Origin of the sequence: Nocardia sp. BMG51109 (assembly GCF_000526215.1) — a bacterium.
GTDB lineage: Bacteria > Actinomycetota > Actinomycetes > Mycobacteriales > Mycobacteriaceae > Nocardia.
Genome location: NZ_JAFQ01000004.1, coordinates 1,425,810 through 1,439,347, shown reverse-complemented (window position 1 = coordinate 1,439,347; position 13,538 = coordinate 1,425,810). Strand labels below are relative to the sequence as shown.

Here is a 13,538-nt window from a genome sequence, read left to right as displayed (position 1 = left end):
GCGACTGTCCGGCCGGTCACCGCCGGGCGGCGTCGGGCACGGCGGCACGGTCCGGGAGGACCAGCACCAATCGCACTCCGTCCAGGGTGCCGTCGTCGAAGTACGCTCGCCCGCCGTGCAATTGGGCCTGCTGGGCGACCAGCGCCAGCCCCAGCCCGGAGCCGCCCTTACTGGCCTGACTGCCGCGGAAGAACCGTTCGAAGACGGCCGTGCGCTCCTGCGGCGGAATCCCGCGGCCGTTGTCGTCGACGGAGATCACGATGTCGCCGTCGGCCGTGCGATGCGCCGATACCAGGGCCGCCGTAGCGCCGCCGTGCCGGGCCGAATTGGCCAGCGCGTTGTCGACGGCCAGCCGCAGCCCGGTGGGCAGGCCCCGGGTGACCAATTCGCGGCCGGTGTCGATGCGCACGGTCAGCTGCGGGAAGTGCCGCATCGCGTCGTGCGCGGCCTGGTCGACCAGGTCACCCACGTCGGTTTCGACATGGTCGCGGTCGTTGGTCAGCTCGCCGGCGGCCAGCCGTTCCAGCGCGGCCAGCGTCGTCTCCACCCGGCTCTGGCTGCGCTGCAGGTCGGCCAGGATCTCCGTGCGCTGGGCCTCGTCCAGGTCCAGCGTGCGCAGCACCTCGAGATCGGTGCGCATGGCGGTGAGCGGGGTGCGCAGCTCGTGCGCCGATACCGCCGCGAAGTCGCGCGCGGTCTCCAGCGCGGCGGCGGTCTCCGCCTGGGCCCGGTGCACCCGGTCCAGTAGCGAATTCACCGCGTCGGCAAGCTGTTCCGCCTCGCGGACGCCGGTGCTGCCGACCGGCGCCTCGTCCTCGACGGTGCCCCGGCGCGCGCCGACCTGCCGGGTGAGATCCACGATCGGGCGCACGGCGCGCCCGCCGAACACCCAGCCCAGCCCGGCCGCGGCGGTCACCGTCAGCGCCGCCGCGGCCAGTACCCAGCGGCGCTGCTCGGCGGTGGCGTGATAGGCGTCGGTCAGCGGAATGGCCATAGACACCGTGCGGCCCGCCGGTTGATTCTCGGTGGTGGTCAGCACCCGGAACGGCGTGCCGTCGAGGGTGATCGTGTGCGAGCCGGGATCCAGGGCGGGCAGCTCCAGGCTGGAGGAGGCCACGACCCCGCCGTTCTGTCGGACGGTGACGGCGAGGTTCTCGTTCGGCGGCATCAGCCACAGCACCCCGACGGCGACCACCGGCTGCATCAGCACGATGCGCGAGGCGATGGTCAGCGACTGGTCGGCCTGGGCCAGGTTGTTGCGCTCCAGCGCGCGCACCGACACCCAGCTCAGCACCGCGGTGATGACGATCGCGCCCAGCGCCGCCGCGGCGGCCACGCGGGTGCGCAGCGAATACGCCCGGTGCCGCGAGGGGACGAAAGCGGCGGCGGCGCCGGTCGTTTCGTTGCCGGTCGTTTCGGCGCCGGTGGTCTCCGAGCCGGTGGTTTCGGCACCGGTTTCGGCGCCGGTGGTTCCGGAGCCGGTCATTTCGGTGCCCGCAGCACGAAGCCGACGCCCCGGATGGTGTGCAGCAGCCGGGGGGTGCCGTCGGACTCCAGTTTGCGCCGCAGGTAGCCGACGAATACGTCGACGACATTGGTGTCGGCGGCGAAGTCGTAGCCCCACACCAGTTCCAGCAGTCGTTCCCGGCTCAGCACCACCCCGGTGTTGCGGGCCAGCGTGGACAGCAGTTCGAATTCCCGCTTGGTGAGCTCGATCTCGCGGCCGTGCAGCAGCGCGCGGTAGCCGGCCTCATCGATCTCCAGCGAGCCGACGGTGATCGCGCCCGGGGTGGCGGGTGTGGCGGCCGTGTCCGTGCGGCGGCGCAGCAGCGCGCGGATCCGGGCCACCAGCTCCGCCAGCACGAACGGCTTGACCAGATAGTCGTCCGCGCCGGACTCCAGCCCGGCGATTCTGTCGTCGACCGAATTGCGGGCGGACAACACGCAGATCGGCACCTCGTTGCCCATCGCGCGCAGCGCCGTGACCACCCCGGCGCCGTCGAGCACCGGCATGTTCATGTCGAGCACGATCGCATCCGGCGAGTCGTCGCCGACGCAGCGCAGCGCCTCGGCGCCGTCGCGCGCGATCAGCACCTCGAACCCGGACAGCCGCAGCCCCCGCTCGACCGACGCCAGCAGGTCCTCGTCGTCGTCGACCAGCAGGACCTTGGGGGTGTCACGCTCGCTCGTCACAACAGTCCATTCTGCTGTGCCGGCACTGGGGCGGATACGAGCGGCGGCACTGTGTCCGATGTATGCGCTGGCACAGCGTCGGGTGGGTGTGGCGGCGCGGTGGTGAGTGCGTGTGGCGGCGCGATGGTGAGTGGGTGCGGCGGCACGATGGTGAATGTCTGCGCCGACGCGGTGGTGAGTGCGTGCGGCGCGGCTCGGTCGGCGGCCGCCGGGGCGACGGCCGCCGCGAGCGGGGCGGCTCGGGGATCGCGGACCCGCCGAGCGCCGCGGGCGTCGGGCACGTCAGTAGTTGTGGCAGGAATTCGCCACGTTCTGGATGGTCTGGCGGGCGGCCTCGGCGCGCGGATCGTTCTCGGCCTGCTGGGTCGCCTCGGGATGCTCGTTCAGGTACTGCTGGACCGCGGCGCGGCGCTGCTCCACCGGCTGGTCGAACTGCTGCTGCAACATCTGCTTCTGCTGCGGGTTGGAGTCCAGCGCGGAGGCCACGTTCGGGTTCTCGGCGTGCAGGGCGGCGTCGATCTGGTCGAAGGTGCAGTCCGAATTCAGCAGCGGGGCGAGCATTTCGGTCGGGTCGGCCGCGGCGGCCGTCCCGGGAAGCAACAGGGCGGCGGTGGTGGCGAGGCCGCCGACGGTCAGGACGGTACCGGTGAGTCGAGCGCGCAGCGAAGTCATGTCGGACCTTTCGGGTCGGGGCCGGATCGTGCTGGCCGGATGGTCACACGCAACGGTCGCCTCGACGGTAGGGCCACGTTCTGATCACGGCTTGAGCCGAGCCTGAGAAAATTGTGAGGGGTTTCACCCGACGACGGGTTGCCCGTCGGCCGGGGTGTCCGCCGAACCCGACCGGTCCGGATGCGAGCCCGCGCCGGCCTGCGGCCGACCGGCGAGGATCTGGTCCTCGAGCGCGATCAGCACGGCCGGATCCTCGATGGTGGCCGGCATCTCCGGGCGTTCCCCGGAGGCGATCTGGCGGATGCTGCGCCGCAGGATCTTGCCCGACCGCGTCTTGGGCAGCGCCGCCACCACGATCACGTCGTGCAGGCTCGCGATGGCGCCGATCTGACTGCGTACCCGCTCGCCGACCTCCCGGCGCAGCTGCGCCGGGTCGATGTCGGCGCCGGTCCTGAGCACCACGTAGGCGATCGGCCGCTGGCCCTTCAGCTCGTCGGGGATCCCGATCACCGCGCATTCGGCCACCGACTCGTGGCCCGCGACGGCGGCCTCGATACCGCCGGCCGACAGGCGATGCCCGGCCATATTGATCACGTCGTCGCTGCGACCGAGCACGAACAGGTAGCCGTCCTCGTCGAAGTAGCCGGCGTCGCCGGTCAGGAAGTGGCCCGGGAAGGCCGATAAATACGAGCGGGTGAATCTCTCGTCGTCGCCCCAGAGGGTGGTCAGCGTGCCCGGCGGCAGCGGCAGGCCGATCACGATATTGCCCTCGGTGCCGGCCGCGACCGCATCGCCCTCGTAGTCCAGGACGCGGATCCGGTAGCCCGGCACCGGCACCGACGCCGAACCCGGCTTGACCGGAAGTTCCTGCAGCCCCAGCGGATCCGCGCAGATGGGCCAGCCGGTCTCGGTCTGCCACCAGTGGTCGACCACCGGGCAGTCCGGCCGGTCGGCCAGCAGCACGTCGCGGGTCCAGGCGAAGGTGGCCGGGTCCAGCCGCTCGCCGGCGCAGAACAGCGCCCGCAGCGTGGACAGGTCGTACCGGCCGGCGGCCGCGGCCTCGGGATCGGCGCGGCGGATGGCCCGCAGGGCGGTCGGTGCGGTGAACATGACGCGTACGTCGTACCGGTCGACCAGGCGCCAGTAGGTGCCCGGGTCCGGCGTGCCGACCGGCTTGCCCTCGTACAGCACGGTGGTGGCGCCGACCAGCAGCGGCGCGTAGACGATATAGGAATGCCCGACCACCCAGCCGACGTCGGAGGTCGTGAGCATCACCTGGCCCGGGCCGACGTCGTAGATGTTGCGCATGGACCAGGTCAGCGCGACCGCGTGACCGCCGTTGTCGCGCACCACGCCCTTGGGCTTACCCGTGGTGCCGGAGGTGTAGAGGATGTAGAGCGGGTCGGTGGCGGCCACCGGGACCGGATCGGCCGGTTCGGCGTCGCGGATCATGTCCTCCCAGTCCAGCCACTGTGCCGCAACGGATTCGGCGGAGCCGGGTAACCGGTCGGTGGCGGGCTGGGGCGCGGCGAAGCGGTTGGCCGGGAATCCGGTGCGCTGCTTGACCACGACGTGCCGGGGCGCGGTGGTCTCGACCTGTTCCAGCGCCTGCAGCACGATCGGCGGGTATTCGATGCGTCTGCCGGGTTCCAGGCCGCCGGATGCGGTGATGATCAACACAGGTTCCGCGTCATCGATGCGGGCCGCCAGTTCATGCGCGGCGAATCCGCCGAAAACCACCGAGTGCACGGCGCCGATCCGGGCGCAGGCCAGCATCGCGATCACGGCCTCGGGGATCATCGGCAGGTAGATGACGACCCGGTCACCGGCGCCGACTCCGAGCCGGAGCATCGCACCGGCAAACCGGGCGACCTCGTCCAGCAGCTCCGCGTAGGTGTAGACGAGTGTGGCGCCCGTCATAGCGGAGTCGTATATTAGGGCCGGTTGATTGGCGCGTCCGCCCGTCGGTGGGAGTCCGGTATCCGCCGGGCCCTCGCCTGTTGTGAGATCGCGCACATGCCTATCCAGTGCGTTGTAGGAGGTGTTGAGGCGACCATCCGCAAACCAGCGGGCCGTCGGGCGGGCGGCGCTGTCGAGGATCTGAGTGGGTGCAACATCCCAGTTGACGGCCTGCGCGGCGGTGCCCCAGAAGTCGGCCGGATCGACCAGGCTGGTCTGGTAGGTGGGCCGGTACTCCTGCTTCGCGTTCAACCGTGTGACTCCCTGCCTTGCCTCGATGCCCGCCTCGATAGATCTGCCTGATTGTGGCAGACTTCACGCGACGTCCGGGCGGGCGCCGCGACCTTTGATTTTGTCTGGAACCGCCAGGTCAACGGCTGGACGTTGCCAACAGGTCACACAAGAAGTTATTGATCCGTTAGAATCGCATGCCACATATGTCGGCCGTCATGGACGCAATTTCTCGGCCAGCCGCAGTTCTCGGTCAGGTCTGCCTGTCGAGCCACGCGCGCGAACGTGGGTGGCTCGCTGATGGTGCATGGCTGGGGCCAGTTTGGAAAGTGAGTGGAGATGCGTGACGCCGCTAGGTCCGGCAATAAGCGTTGGGCGCTTGGCAACTGGGACCTGCGTTGGAAGGTTACGGCGGTGCTGGCCGTCCCCCTCCTCGTCGCGGTGGTGCTCGGGGCTTCCAGGATCGCGGCACAGTTCGGCGACTCCAGCGAACTGGATACCGCCGTCCAGCACGTTCAGACGATTCCGGCCGTCACCGGCCTGAGCGCCGCGGCGGCCGTCGTCTCCGGTGAGCAGATGGTGCAGCTGGGCCCCGGCCAGTCGCTGGTGCAGGACGCCGATCTGACGCAGCTCGACAACGCGATCACCTCGGCCGAGAAGGCGGCGCCCCGGCTGGACGGCGTACCCGGCGGGCGGGCCGCGATCGATGGAATGATCAACGGTGCCAAGGCGGTTCGACAGGGCGGCAAGGCGCCCACCGCCACCGTCGAGGACGCCATCAATCAGGAAGAGGCGATCCGCCAGGACAGCGTCGGCACCGTGGAGGCGATCATGGCGACGATCGCCGATCCCGGTGTCGAGTCGCCGAAGATGCGGCTGATCGACTCCCTGAACACCCGCGCGGTGATGGTGAAGGAGGCGGCCGGGCTGGCCACGGCGTTGCGCGGTGATCCCCGGGGCGGGCTGGTCGATATGCAGATCGCCGCGAACACCGAGCGCGAGATGCTGAACGTGCTCACCAACCGCTTCCCGGAGGGCGATCCGGTGATCGCCAACCTGAATCAGTTGGTCGACAGTCGAATTCAGCTGATCACCGGGCCGCAGGCGGCCTCGGGTCAGATCCCGGTGCAGGATCTGCGCCAGTCCGTGCTGGACAGCCTGACCGATTACACCAAGATCGTGGGTCAGTCCACAGCGGAAATCGACTCCCAGGTGAAGGGCCTGGCCGACAACGCCCGGACCGCCGCCATCCGTTACGCGGTCATCGTGATCGCCACCATTCTGGCGGCCCTGGTGCTCGCGGTGCTCATCGCGCGCTCGATGATCGTGCCGCTGCGTAAGCTGCGCCTGGCCGCGCTGCGCGTCGCCGAGCACGACCTCGGCCACGAGGTGTCCCGGCTGCGCGACGGCGCCAGCCCCGAGGACGTGCCGCTGGAACCGATGCCGGTGCATACCGAGGAGGAGGTCGGCCAGCTCGCCCGCGCGGTCGACGACATCCACGGGCAGGCGCTGCGCCTGGCCGCCGATCAGGCCGCCATGCGTACTCAGGTCAACGACATGTTCGAGACCCTGGCCCGGCGGTCCAAGTCGCTGGTCGACCATCAGCTCTCGCTCATCGAGGCGATGGAGTACGACGAGAAGGATCCGCGCCTGCTGGAGAATCTGTTCCGGCTGGACCATCTCGCCGCCCGCATGCGCCGCAACGGCGACAACCTGCTGATTCTGGCGGGTACGCCGAAGCAGCGCCGGGGCAAGACGGCCCCCGTCGAGATCGCCGACGTGCTGCGCGCGGCCATCTCGGAGGTCGAGGACTACGAGCGGGTGAAGCTGGGCGCCACCCCGCGCGGCGCCATCACCGAACCGGCCGCCTCCGATATGGCGCACCTGTTCGCCGAGCTGCTCGACAACGCCCTGCGCGCCTCGCCGCCCGAGACCGACGTCAAGTTCACCTTCGCTCAGGCACACGATCAGGGCCTGCTGATCGAGGTCGCCGACCGCGGCATCGGTATGCCGCCGGCCGAAATGGCCGAGATCAACCGCCGCCTGGAGAACGTGGCCGAGGTCGGTCCCGACACCGCGCGGCACATGGGCCTGTTCGTGGTCGGCCGCCTGGGCGAGCGACACGGCCTGACGGTGCGGTTGCGGCCCACCTTCGACACCGCCCGCGATCCCGGCGTGACGGTCACCGTGCACGTGCCCAAGCCGCTCATCGTGGCGCCCGGTGGCACGGTCCAGATCCCGACCCAGCAGCCGAATCAGACGTCGGGGCCGAACCAGCAGGTCTCGGGTCCGCATCAGCAGGCGCCCGGCACGCAGCGGTCCGGCCCGCAGCCCATGCAGACGCGCGGGGTCACCCGCACGCCCAGCGGCAACATGATGGTCACCGTCGACCCCGGGGCCAGTGGCCCGATCGATCGGTCCGGAGACCGGCCGGCGGCGGGCGAGCGTCCCGCGGCGGCCAACGGCGCCGCGCCGAACGGCTCGCTCCCGCAGCGCCAGCCCGGCAGCGCGGTGCCCGGCGGCCTGCCGCGGCGCCAGCCCGGTGCGAACGGCCCGACGGTGCGCCACGGCTTGGCCGGCGGCGAGACCCGTCCCGGCGACGGTGCGAATCCGGGTCTCCCGCAACGGGAACCGGGTGCGAACGGGCCGCAGGCGCCGGCGGCGCAGCCCGATGCGAATCTGCCGCAGCGCGGCAGCGGCGGTCCGGCCCAGCCGCACGCCGGCCTGGCCGCCAACATGCTCAAGCGGGCGCCCGGCGCCGGTGGTCAGCCGCCGTCGCGGCCGTCCGGGCTGACGGGCCTGCCGCAGCGCCAGTCCGGCGGCGGGGGGCTCCCGCCGCGCGAGGGCGGTGCGCCACAGCGCGAGCCGGGGAGCGGCCTGCCGCAGCGCGAGTCCGGTGCCGGCGGTGTACCGCCGCGCGAGCCCGGTTCCGGTCTGCCGCAACGGGGTTCGGGGGCGACCGGTCTCCCGCAGCGTTCGCCCGCGCCGAAGACACCGCCGCCGGATGCCGAGGGCGCGCCGGAGCGGCCCGCCGCACAGCGCGAGCCCGGGAGCACGGGCCTGCCGCAGCGCGATTCGGCCGCGCCTGGTCTGCCGCAGCGTGAGAGTGGGAACGGTCTGCCGCAGCGGCGGCCCGGTGCCGGTGGTCTGCCGCAGCGCGGTGGCGGAAGTGGTCTGCCGCAGCGTGATTCGGCCGGGACCGATCTGCCGCAGCGTGAGCCGGGTGCGCCTGGTCTGCCACAGCGTGAGTCGGGTGCGACCGGTTTGCCGCAGCGTGAGTCCGGTGCGCCTGGTCTGCCGCAGCGTGAGTCCGGGGCGACCGGTTTGCCGCAGCGTGAGTCGGGTGCGCCTGGTCTCCCGCAGCGTGAGTCCGGTGCAACCGGATTGCCGCAGCGCGCGCCCGGCGGAACAGACCTGCCGCAGCGTGATTCGGCCGGAACCGGTTTGCCGCAGCGTGAGCCCGGCGGGACCGGCCTGCCGCAGCGCGCGCCCGGCAGCGGTCTGCCGCAGCGCGGTGGCGGAAGTGGTTTGCCGCAGCGTGATTCGGCCGGGACCGATCTGCCGCAGCGTGAGTCGGGTGGTTTGCCGCAGCGTGAGTCGGGCACGACCGGCCTGCCGCAGCGGGCGCCCGGCGGAACGGGTCTGTCGAAGCGTGAACCCGGCGGTCTCCCGCAGCGTGAGTCGGGTGCGCCTGGTCTCCCGCAGCGTGAGCCGGGGAGCGGCCTGCCGCAGCGTGAGTCGACCGGCGCGCACGCGCTGTCGACGCCGCCCGCCGACCCGCTGGCCGACCGCAAGGACACCGGCGGCCTGCCGCAGCGGACATCGGGTTCCACCGGTCTGCCGCAGCGCCGGCCGGGCGCCGACCTGCCGCCCCGCCCCGCCCCCACACCGGGGCTGGGCCTGCCGAAGCGGGACCCGCTGTCGGACGAGGGCGACCAGTCGGCCGCGGCCGCGGACCGCGAGCAGGGTCGGCACAGCTTCAAGTCGAATCCGCAGAAGACGGCCTCGTTCTTCCAGACCCGACTGCAGCCCGCCGAGGAAACCAGCTCCGTGATGGGCGGCGGCACGCCCATCTTCGCCGAGATGATGTCGGCGTGGCTGTCGGATCCGAACTCCGATCGGTCCCAGGTGGCCGCCTCCTTCGAATCACCGGGTGACGAAGGCTGGCAGGCCGCCCGACGGGCCGTCGAGACCGAGCCGGAGAAGCGGACGGCGGCCGGATTGCCACAGCGCGATCCGGGCAACCGGCTCGTTCCCGGCGGTGTGGTCGGAAAGGCCGACCACACACCGCCACGCGATGCAGAATCCATCAGGTCAAGTCTGAGTCGTCACCAGCAGGGCGTCCGGGATGGCCGCGCAATGAGAGCAATGAACCTAACCGGAGATAAAGGAGACCGATGAACCCCGATCTAGGTGGTACGAACCGTCAGCTGGATTGGCTGGTTTCGAACTTCGCCAACGAGGTTCCGGGCGTCGCTCATGCCGTGCTGGTTTCGGCGGACGGTCTGTTGATGGCCGCGAGCGCTCAGTTGCCCGTCGACCGTGCCGAACAGTTGTCGGCTGTGACCGCGGGGCTGGCCAGCCTCTCGGTCGGTGTCTCGAACCTGTTCGAAGGCGGCACTGTGCTGCAGTCGGTGGTCGAGATGGAACACGGCTATCTGCTACTGATGGCGGTCGGCGACGGCTCCTATCTGGCGGTGCTGACCAATACATCCTGCGATATCGGACAAGTTGGATACGAGATGGCTTTGCTGGTCGAGCGGGTTGGCCAGACTATCCAGGCCACGCCTCGCGTCACGATGGGTTCCTGATGGTGGGATGGACATAGACAACCAGCGCATGGGGAGCGCCGAGCCAAGCCTCGTTCGCCCATACTCGTTGACCGCCGGTCGTACGCGGCCGACGGTCGAGTTGGCGTTGGAGGCTCTCGTCGCATCGCATCCGGTCGCCCTAGAGCGGCAGTTCGAGCTCACCAACATCGAGACGTCAATCGTGGAGTTGTGCAGAGAATCGCCGTCTGTCGCAGAACTGGCCGCCCGGCTGGGTATTCCGATCGGGGTGGCTCGGGTACTCGTCGCCGACCTTATCGAGGCCGGACATGTGCGGGTTTCGGCGACATTGAAAGACGATTCGAGCGACGATGAACGTCGCGAGCTGATCGAAAGGGTTCTCAGTGGACTCCGGCGTATTTGATTCGACGGCCCAGGTCGATACCCGTACCAGTAAGCCCACCTCGGCGAAGATCGTGGTTGCGGGCGGTTTCGGTGTAGGTAAGACGACCCTGGTCGGTGCGGTATCGGAGATTGTGCCGTTGCGCACCGAGGCATTGGTGACCAATGCCAGCGTCGGTGTCGACAGCCTGTCGGCCGTGCCGACGAAGGCCACCACCACGGTGGCCATGGACTTCGGCAGGATCAGCCTCGCCGACGACCTGGTGTTGTATCTGTTCGGCACCCCCGGCCAGTACCGCTTCTGGTTCATGTGGGACGACCTGATCCGCGGTGCCATCGGTGCCGTGGTGCTGGTCGATACCCGCAGGCTGGAGGACAGCTTCGCGGCCGTCGACTACTTCGAGGCGCGCAGCCTGCCGTTCCTGGTGGCCATCAACGAGTTCGACGATGCGCCGAAGTACCCGCTAGAGGACATCCGTCAGGCCCTGGCGGTGCCCGCGGACGTGCCGATCATGTCGATCGACGCCCGCAGGCGCGAGCCGGTGAAGCAGGCGCTCGTCTCGGTCACCGAGTACGCACTACGCAAGGTCGTGCAGGGCTACTAGTCCGGTTGCGCCGCAGCGGGTTTCCGGAGCTGCGGTGCGCCGGCGCACCGCTCGATCGGCGGCCCGGCCTCCAGGTCGCGTGGGTGCGGTCGCAATGTTGTGCTGTCCGAACGGCGTGAGCATGGGTCCGTGTCAGGTCGGGGCCGATGCGCGACGGGAACATGCTCATGCTTTTCGGATACGGGTATCGGGGTGCGGCGGACGGGACAGGGACGCTCAGTCGGTGGCCGGGATCCAGGCCGGATGCCACATCCGGCCGGACTCGGTCCAGTTCATGTAGCGCACGGTGCCGGTGAGGGTCGGCGTCGCCCAGACCGCGTCCTTGCGCTCCTCGGACGTCAGTTCGTTGTCGAACGGGCTCGTCTTGCGCTCCAGTCGGCGCAGCCGGGCCGCCAGCTCCGTCATCTCCTGCTCGCTGAATCCGGTGCCGACCCGGCCCACGTAGAACAGCCGGCCCTCGTGGCGGACGCCGACCAGCAGCGAGGCGAACTGGCGGGCATCGCTGCGCCGCCAGCCGCCGACCACGACCCGCTGGGTGCGCCAGTTGCGGGTCTTGACCCAGGACTGCCCGCGCCGGCCCGGCAGATACACCGAATCCCTGCGCTTGGCGACGACGCCCTCCATGCCGTGCTCCTGGCTGTGGCGCAGCGCCTGCGCGCCCGGCCCGTCCAACTGCGGCGGCACCACCAGCGACGGTGCCCGCCCGGCCAGTGCCTCCAGGACCCGTCGCCGATCCGAATACCGCTTGCGCACCAGCGATGTGCCGTCCAGGTAGAGCACGTCGAACGCCACGAACACCGCGCGGGCCGCATCCGCCTGCAGCAGGCCGAGATTCGCGGCGCCGTGATCGTCGAAGACCACCGCCTCGCCGTCCAGGACCACGCCGTGCCCGGCGAGCTCGCGGCCCAGTGCCGCCAGCCGCGGGTAGCGCCCGGTGACCGTGTTGCCGGCGCGGCTGCGCAGCGTGACCGTGCCGTCCTCGATCTCGGCGATCAGCCGGAAGCCGTCCCATTTCGTCTCGAAGGCCCACTCGTCGGTGTCGAGGGTGGAGACATCGCCCGCGGTGGCGAGCATCGGGGTGAGTCCGTGCGGGAACTGGGCGGGCTGTCTCGGCTTGTTTTCCGAAATCGTCGGGGCCGCAGTGGATTCCGGCTTCATCAGGTGTATCAGCCACTGTTTGCCGTTGGTCCGGATGAGCGCGTAGCGGCCGCTCAGCCGGGAACCGCGCAGGCGCACGATCACCTCGTCGTCGCGCCACTTCTCGGTCTCGTAGGTACCCGAATCCCAGATCGTCATCTCGCCGCCGCCGTACTCGCCCTTCGGGATGGTGCCGTGGAACTCCAGGTACTCCAGCGGATGATCCTCGGTGTGCACCGCCAGGCGGTTCTCGTTCGGGGAGGTCGGCGGACCCTTCGGCACCGCCCAGGACACCAGCACGCCGCCGCGCTCCAGGCGCAGGTCCCAGTGCAGCCGCCGGGCGTGATGCTCCTGGATCACGAAGCGGTCGCCCGGACCCGCGGCCGGGGGCTCGGGTGGGACGGGTTCGGGGGTGCGGGCCGGGTCGCGCATCGAGCGGTAGGTGGTCAGCGGGTCGGGTGCGTGTTCCGGCAGCGGCGGATCCAGGCCGGACAGCACGTCGCCGTGGTCGCGCCAGCGGGCCAGCACCTCGTCGAAGGTCAGGTGCCGCAGGCGTTTCCAATCCTCGAGCTCGGCCCAGGTGCGGGGCGCGGCCACCGTCGGATGGGTGCGCCCGCGCAGCGAATAGGGCGCGATGGTGGTCTTGGACGGGTTGTTCTGGCTCCAGTCGAGGAAGATCTTGCCGGGGCGGGCCGCCTTGGCCATGGTGGCCGTGACCAGATCCGGATGCAGCTTCTCCAGGCCGGTCGCCAGCTGCTTGGCCACCGTCGAGGCGCCGCCCGGGCTCAGCTCCCGGTCCAGCGGGACGTAGACGTGGATGCCCTTGCTGCCGCTCGTCACCGGGTAGGCGTCCAGCCCGGCATCGCGCACCGTATCGCGGATCCACAGCGCGACCTGCGCGCATTCCCCGAGCCCGATGCCCTGGCCCGGATCGAGATCGAACACCAGCCTGGTGACCGGCCCGCGAGCCGTATCGACGGCGGCGTCCGCGGGCTCGCCTCCGGGCCCGACGCTCCCGCCGCGCGCGAACCGCCATTGCGGCACATGGATTTCCAGCGACGCCTGCTGCCCGAGCCAGGCCAGCCCCGCCACCGAATCGATCACCGGGTAGGTCACGTGGCGATCGGAGTGCTCGACCGTCTGCCGCCGGATCCACCGGGGCGCGTGCGCGGCCAGGTTCTTCTCGAAGAACGACGGCTCATCGACGCCGTTGGGCCAGCGCTTGCGGGTTACCGGACGGCCGGCGATGTGCGGGAGCAGTGCCGGGGCGATCGCGGTGAAGTACTCGATGACCTCGCCCTTGGTGGTGCCGGTGGCGGGATACAGCACCTTGTCGAGGTTGCTCAGCTCAACCTCGACATCCCCGAACCTACGGCGGGACACCATATTCGAAGTCTAGAGGCCGGTACCGACAACAAGCCGCGTCCGGCACGGCGGGATCTCGCCCGAGAGCATACCGGGACGACGTGGTCGCGGAAGCTGGCAAGAAGGAACGGGTTGATGTGGGCCGGCGTCCGGCACGGAACGACGTGTCGCCGACCGATACGGGACGGGGAATACCGTAACGGGC

9 protein-coding genes are annotated in these 13,538 nt (G+C 70.4%); 4 read left to right on the top strand and 5 right to left on the bottom strand.

The window, feature by feature from the left end; all coding sequences use genetic code 11:
• Window positions 1-16: 16 nt before the first annotated feature.
• The 4 genes from D892_RS0107715 to D892_RS0107700 form a co-directional block, all read right to left on the bottom strand.
• Window positions 17-1,486 (bottom strand): HAMP domain-containing sensor histidine kinase, encoded by a 1,470-nt coding sequence (locus tag D892_RS0107715; RefSeq protein WP_084160981.1) that lies wholly within the window; start codon window positions 1,484-1,486, stop codon window positions 17-19.
• Window positions 1,483-2,193, bottom strand: a complete 711-nt coding sequence (locus D892_RS0107710) for a response regulator transcription factor (protein ID WP_024800689.1) — start codon at window positions 2,191-2,193, stop codon at window positions 1,483-1,485. The genes D892_RS0107715 and D892_RS0107710 overlap by 4 nt, the downstream gene beginning before the upstream one ends.
• Before the next feature lie 282 nt (window positions 2,194-2,475).
• Complete coding sequence (locus D892_RS0107705) at window positions 2,476-2,865, bottom strand: hemophore-related protein (protein WP_024800688.1); 390 nt, start codon at window positions 2,863-2,865, stop codon at window positions 2,476-2,478.
• A 123-nt stretch (window positions 2,866-2,988) separates the two neighbouring features.
• Complete coding sequence (locus D892_RS0107700; RefSeq protein WP_024800687.1) at window positions 2,989-5,076, bottom strand: AMP-binding protein; 2,088 nt, start codon at window positions 5,074-5,076, stop codon at window positions 2,989-2,991.
• Window positions 5,077-5,469: 393 nt separating this feature from the next.
• Here D892_RS0107700 and D892_RS0107695 point away from each other — a divergent pair, with 393 nt between their 5' ends.
• The 4 genes from D892_RS0107695 to D892_RS0107680 are packed head-to-tail and all read left to right on the top strand — an operon-like array spanning window position 5,470 to window position 10,831.
• Window positions 5,470-9,456 (top strand): HAMP domain-containing sensor histidine kinase, encoded by a 3,987-nt coding sequence (locus D892_RS0107695; protein WP_024800686.1) that lies wholly within the window; start codon window positions 5,470-5,472, stop codon window positions 9,454-9,456.
• Entirely contained in the window at window positions 9,453-9,866 is a 414-nt protein-coding gene (locus D892_RS0107690; RefSeq protein WP_024800685.1) for a roadblock/LC7 domain-containing protein, read from the top strand. The genes D892_RS0107695 and D892_RS0107690 overlap by 4 nt, the downstream gene beginning before the upstream one ends.
• 7 nt (window positions 9,867-9,873) lie before the next feature.
• A complete protein-coding gene (locus D892_RS0107685) occupies window positions 9,874-10,248 on the top strand; it encodes a DUF742 domain-containing protein (protein WP_024800684.1) in 375 nt (124 codons plus the stop codon).
• The gene (locus D892_RS0107680) at window positions 10,229-10,831 is read left to right on the top strand and encodes an ATP/GTP-binding protein (RefSeq protein WP_024800683.1); all 603 of its coding nucleotides are present in this window, start codon (window positions 10,229-10,231) and stop codon (window positions 10,829-10,831) included. The genes D892_RS0107685 and D892_RS0107680 overlap by 20 nt, the downstream gene beginning before the upstream one ends.
• 216 nt (window positions 10,832-11,047) lie before the next feature.
• Here D892_RS0107680 and D892_RS0107675 read toward each other — a convergent pair whose 3' ends face one another.
• Complete coding sequence (locus D892_RS0107675; protein WP_024800682.1) at window positions 11,048-13,354, bottom strand: ATP-dependent DNA ligase; 2,307 nt, start codon at window positions 13,352-13,354, stop codon at window positions 11,048-11,050.
• Between the last annotated feature and the right edge of the window lie 184 nt (window positions 13,355-13,538).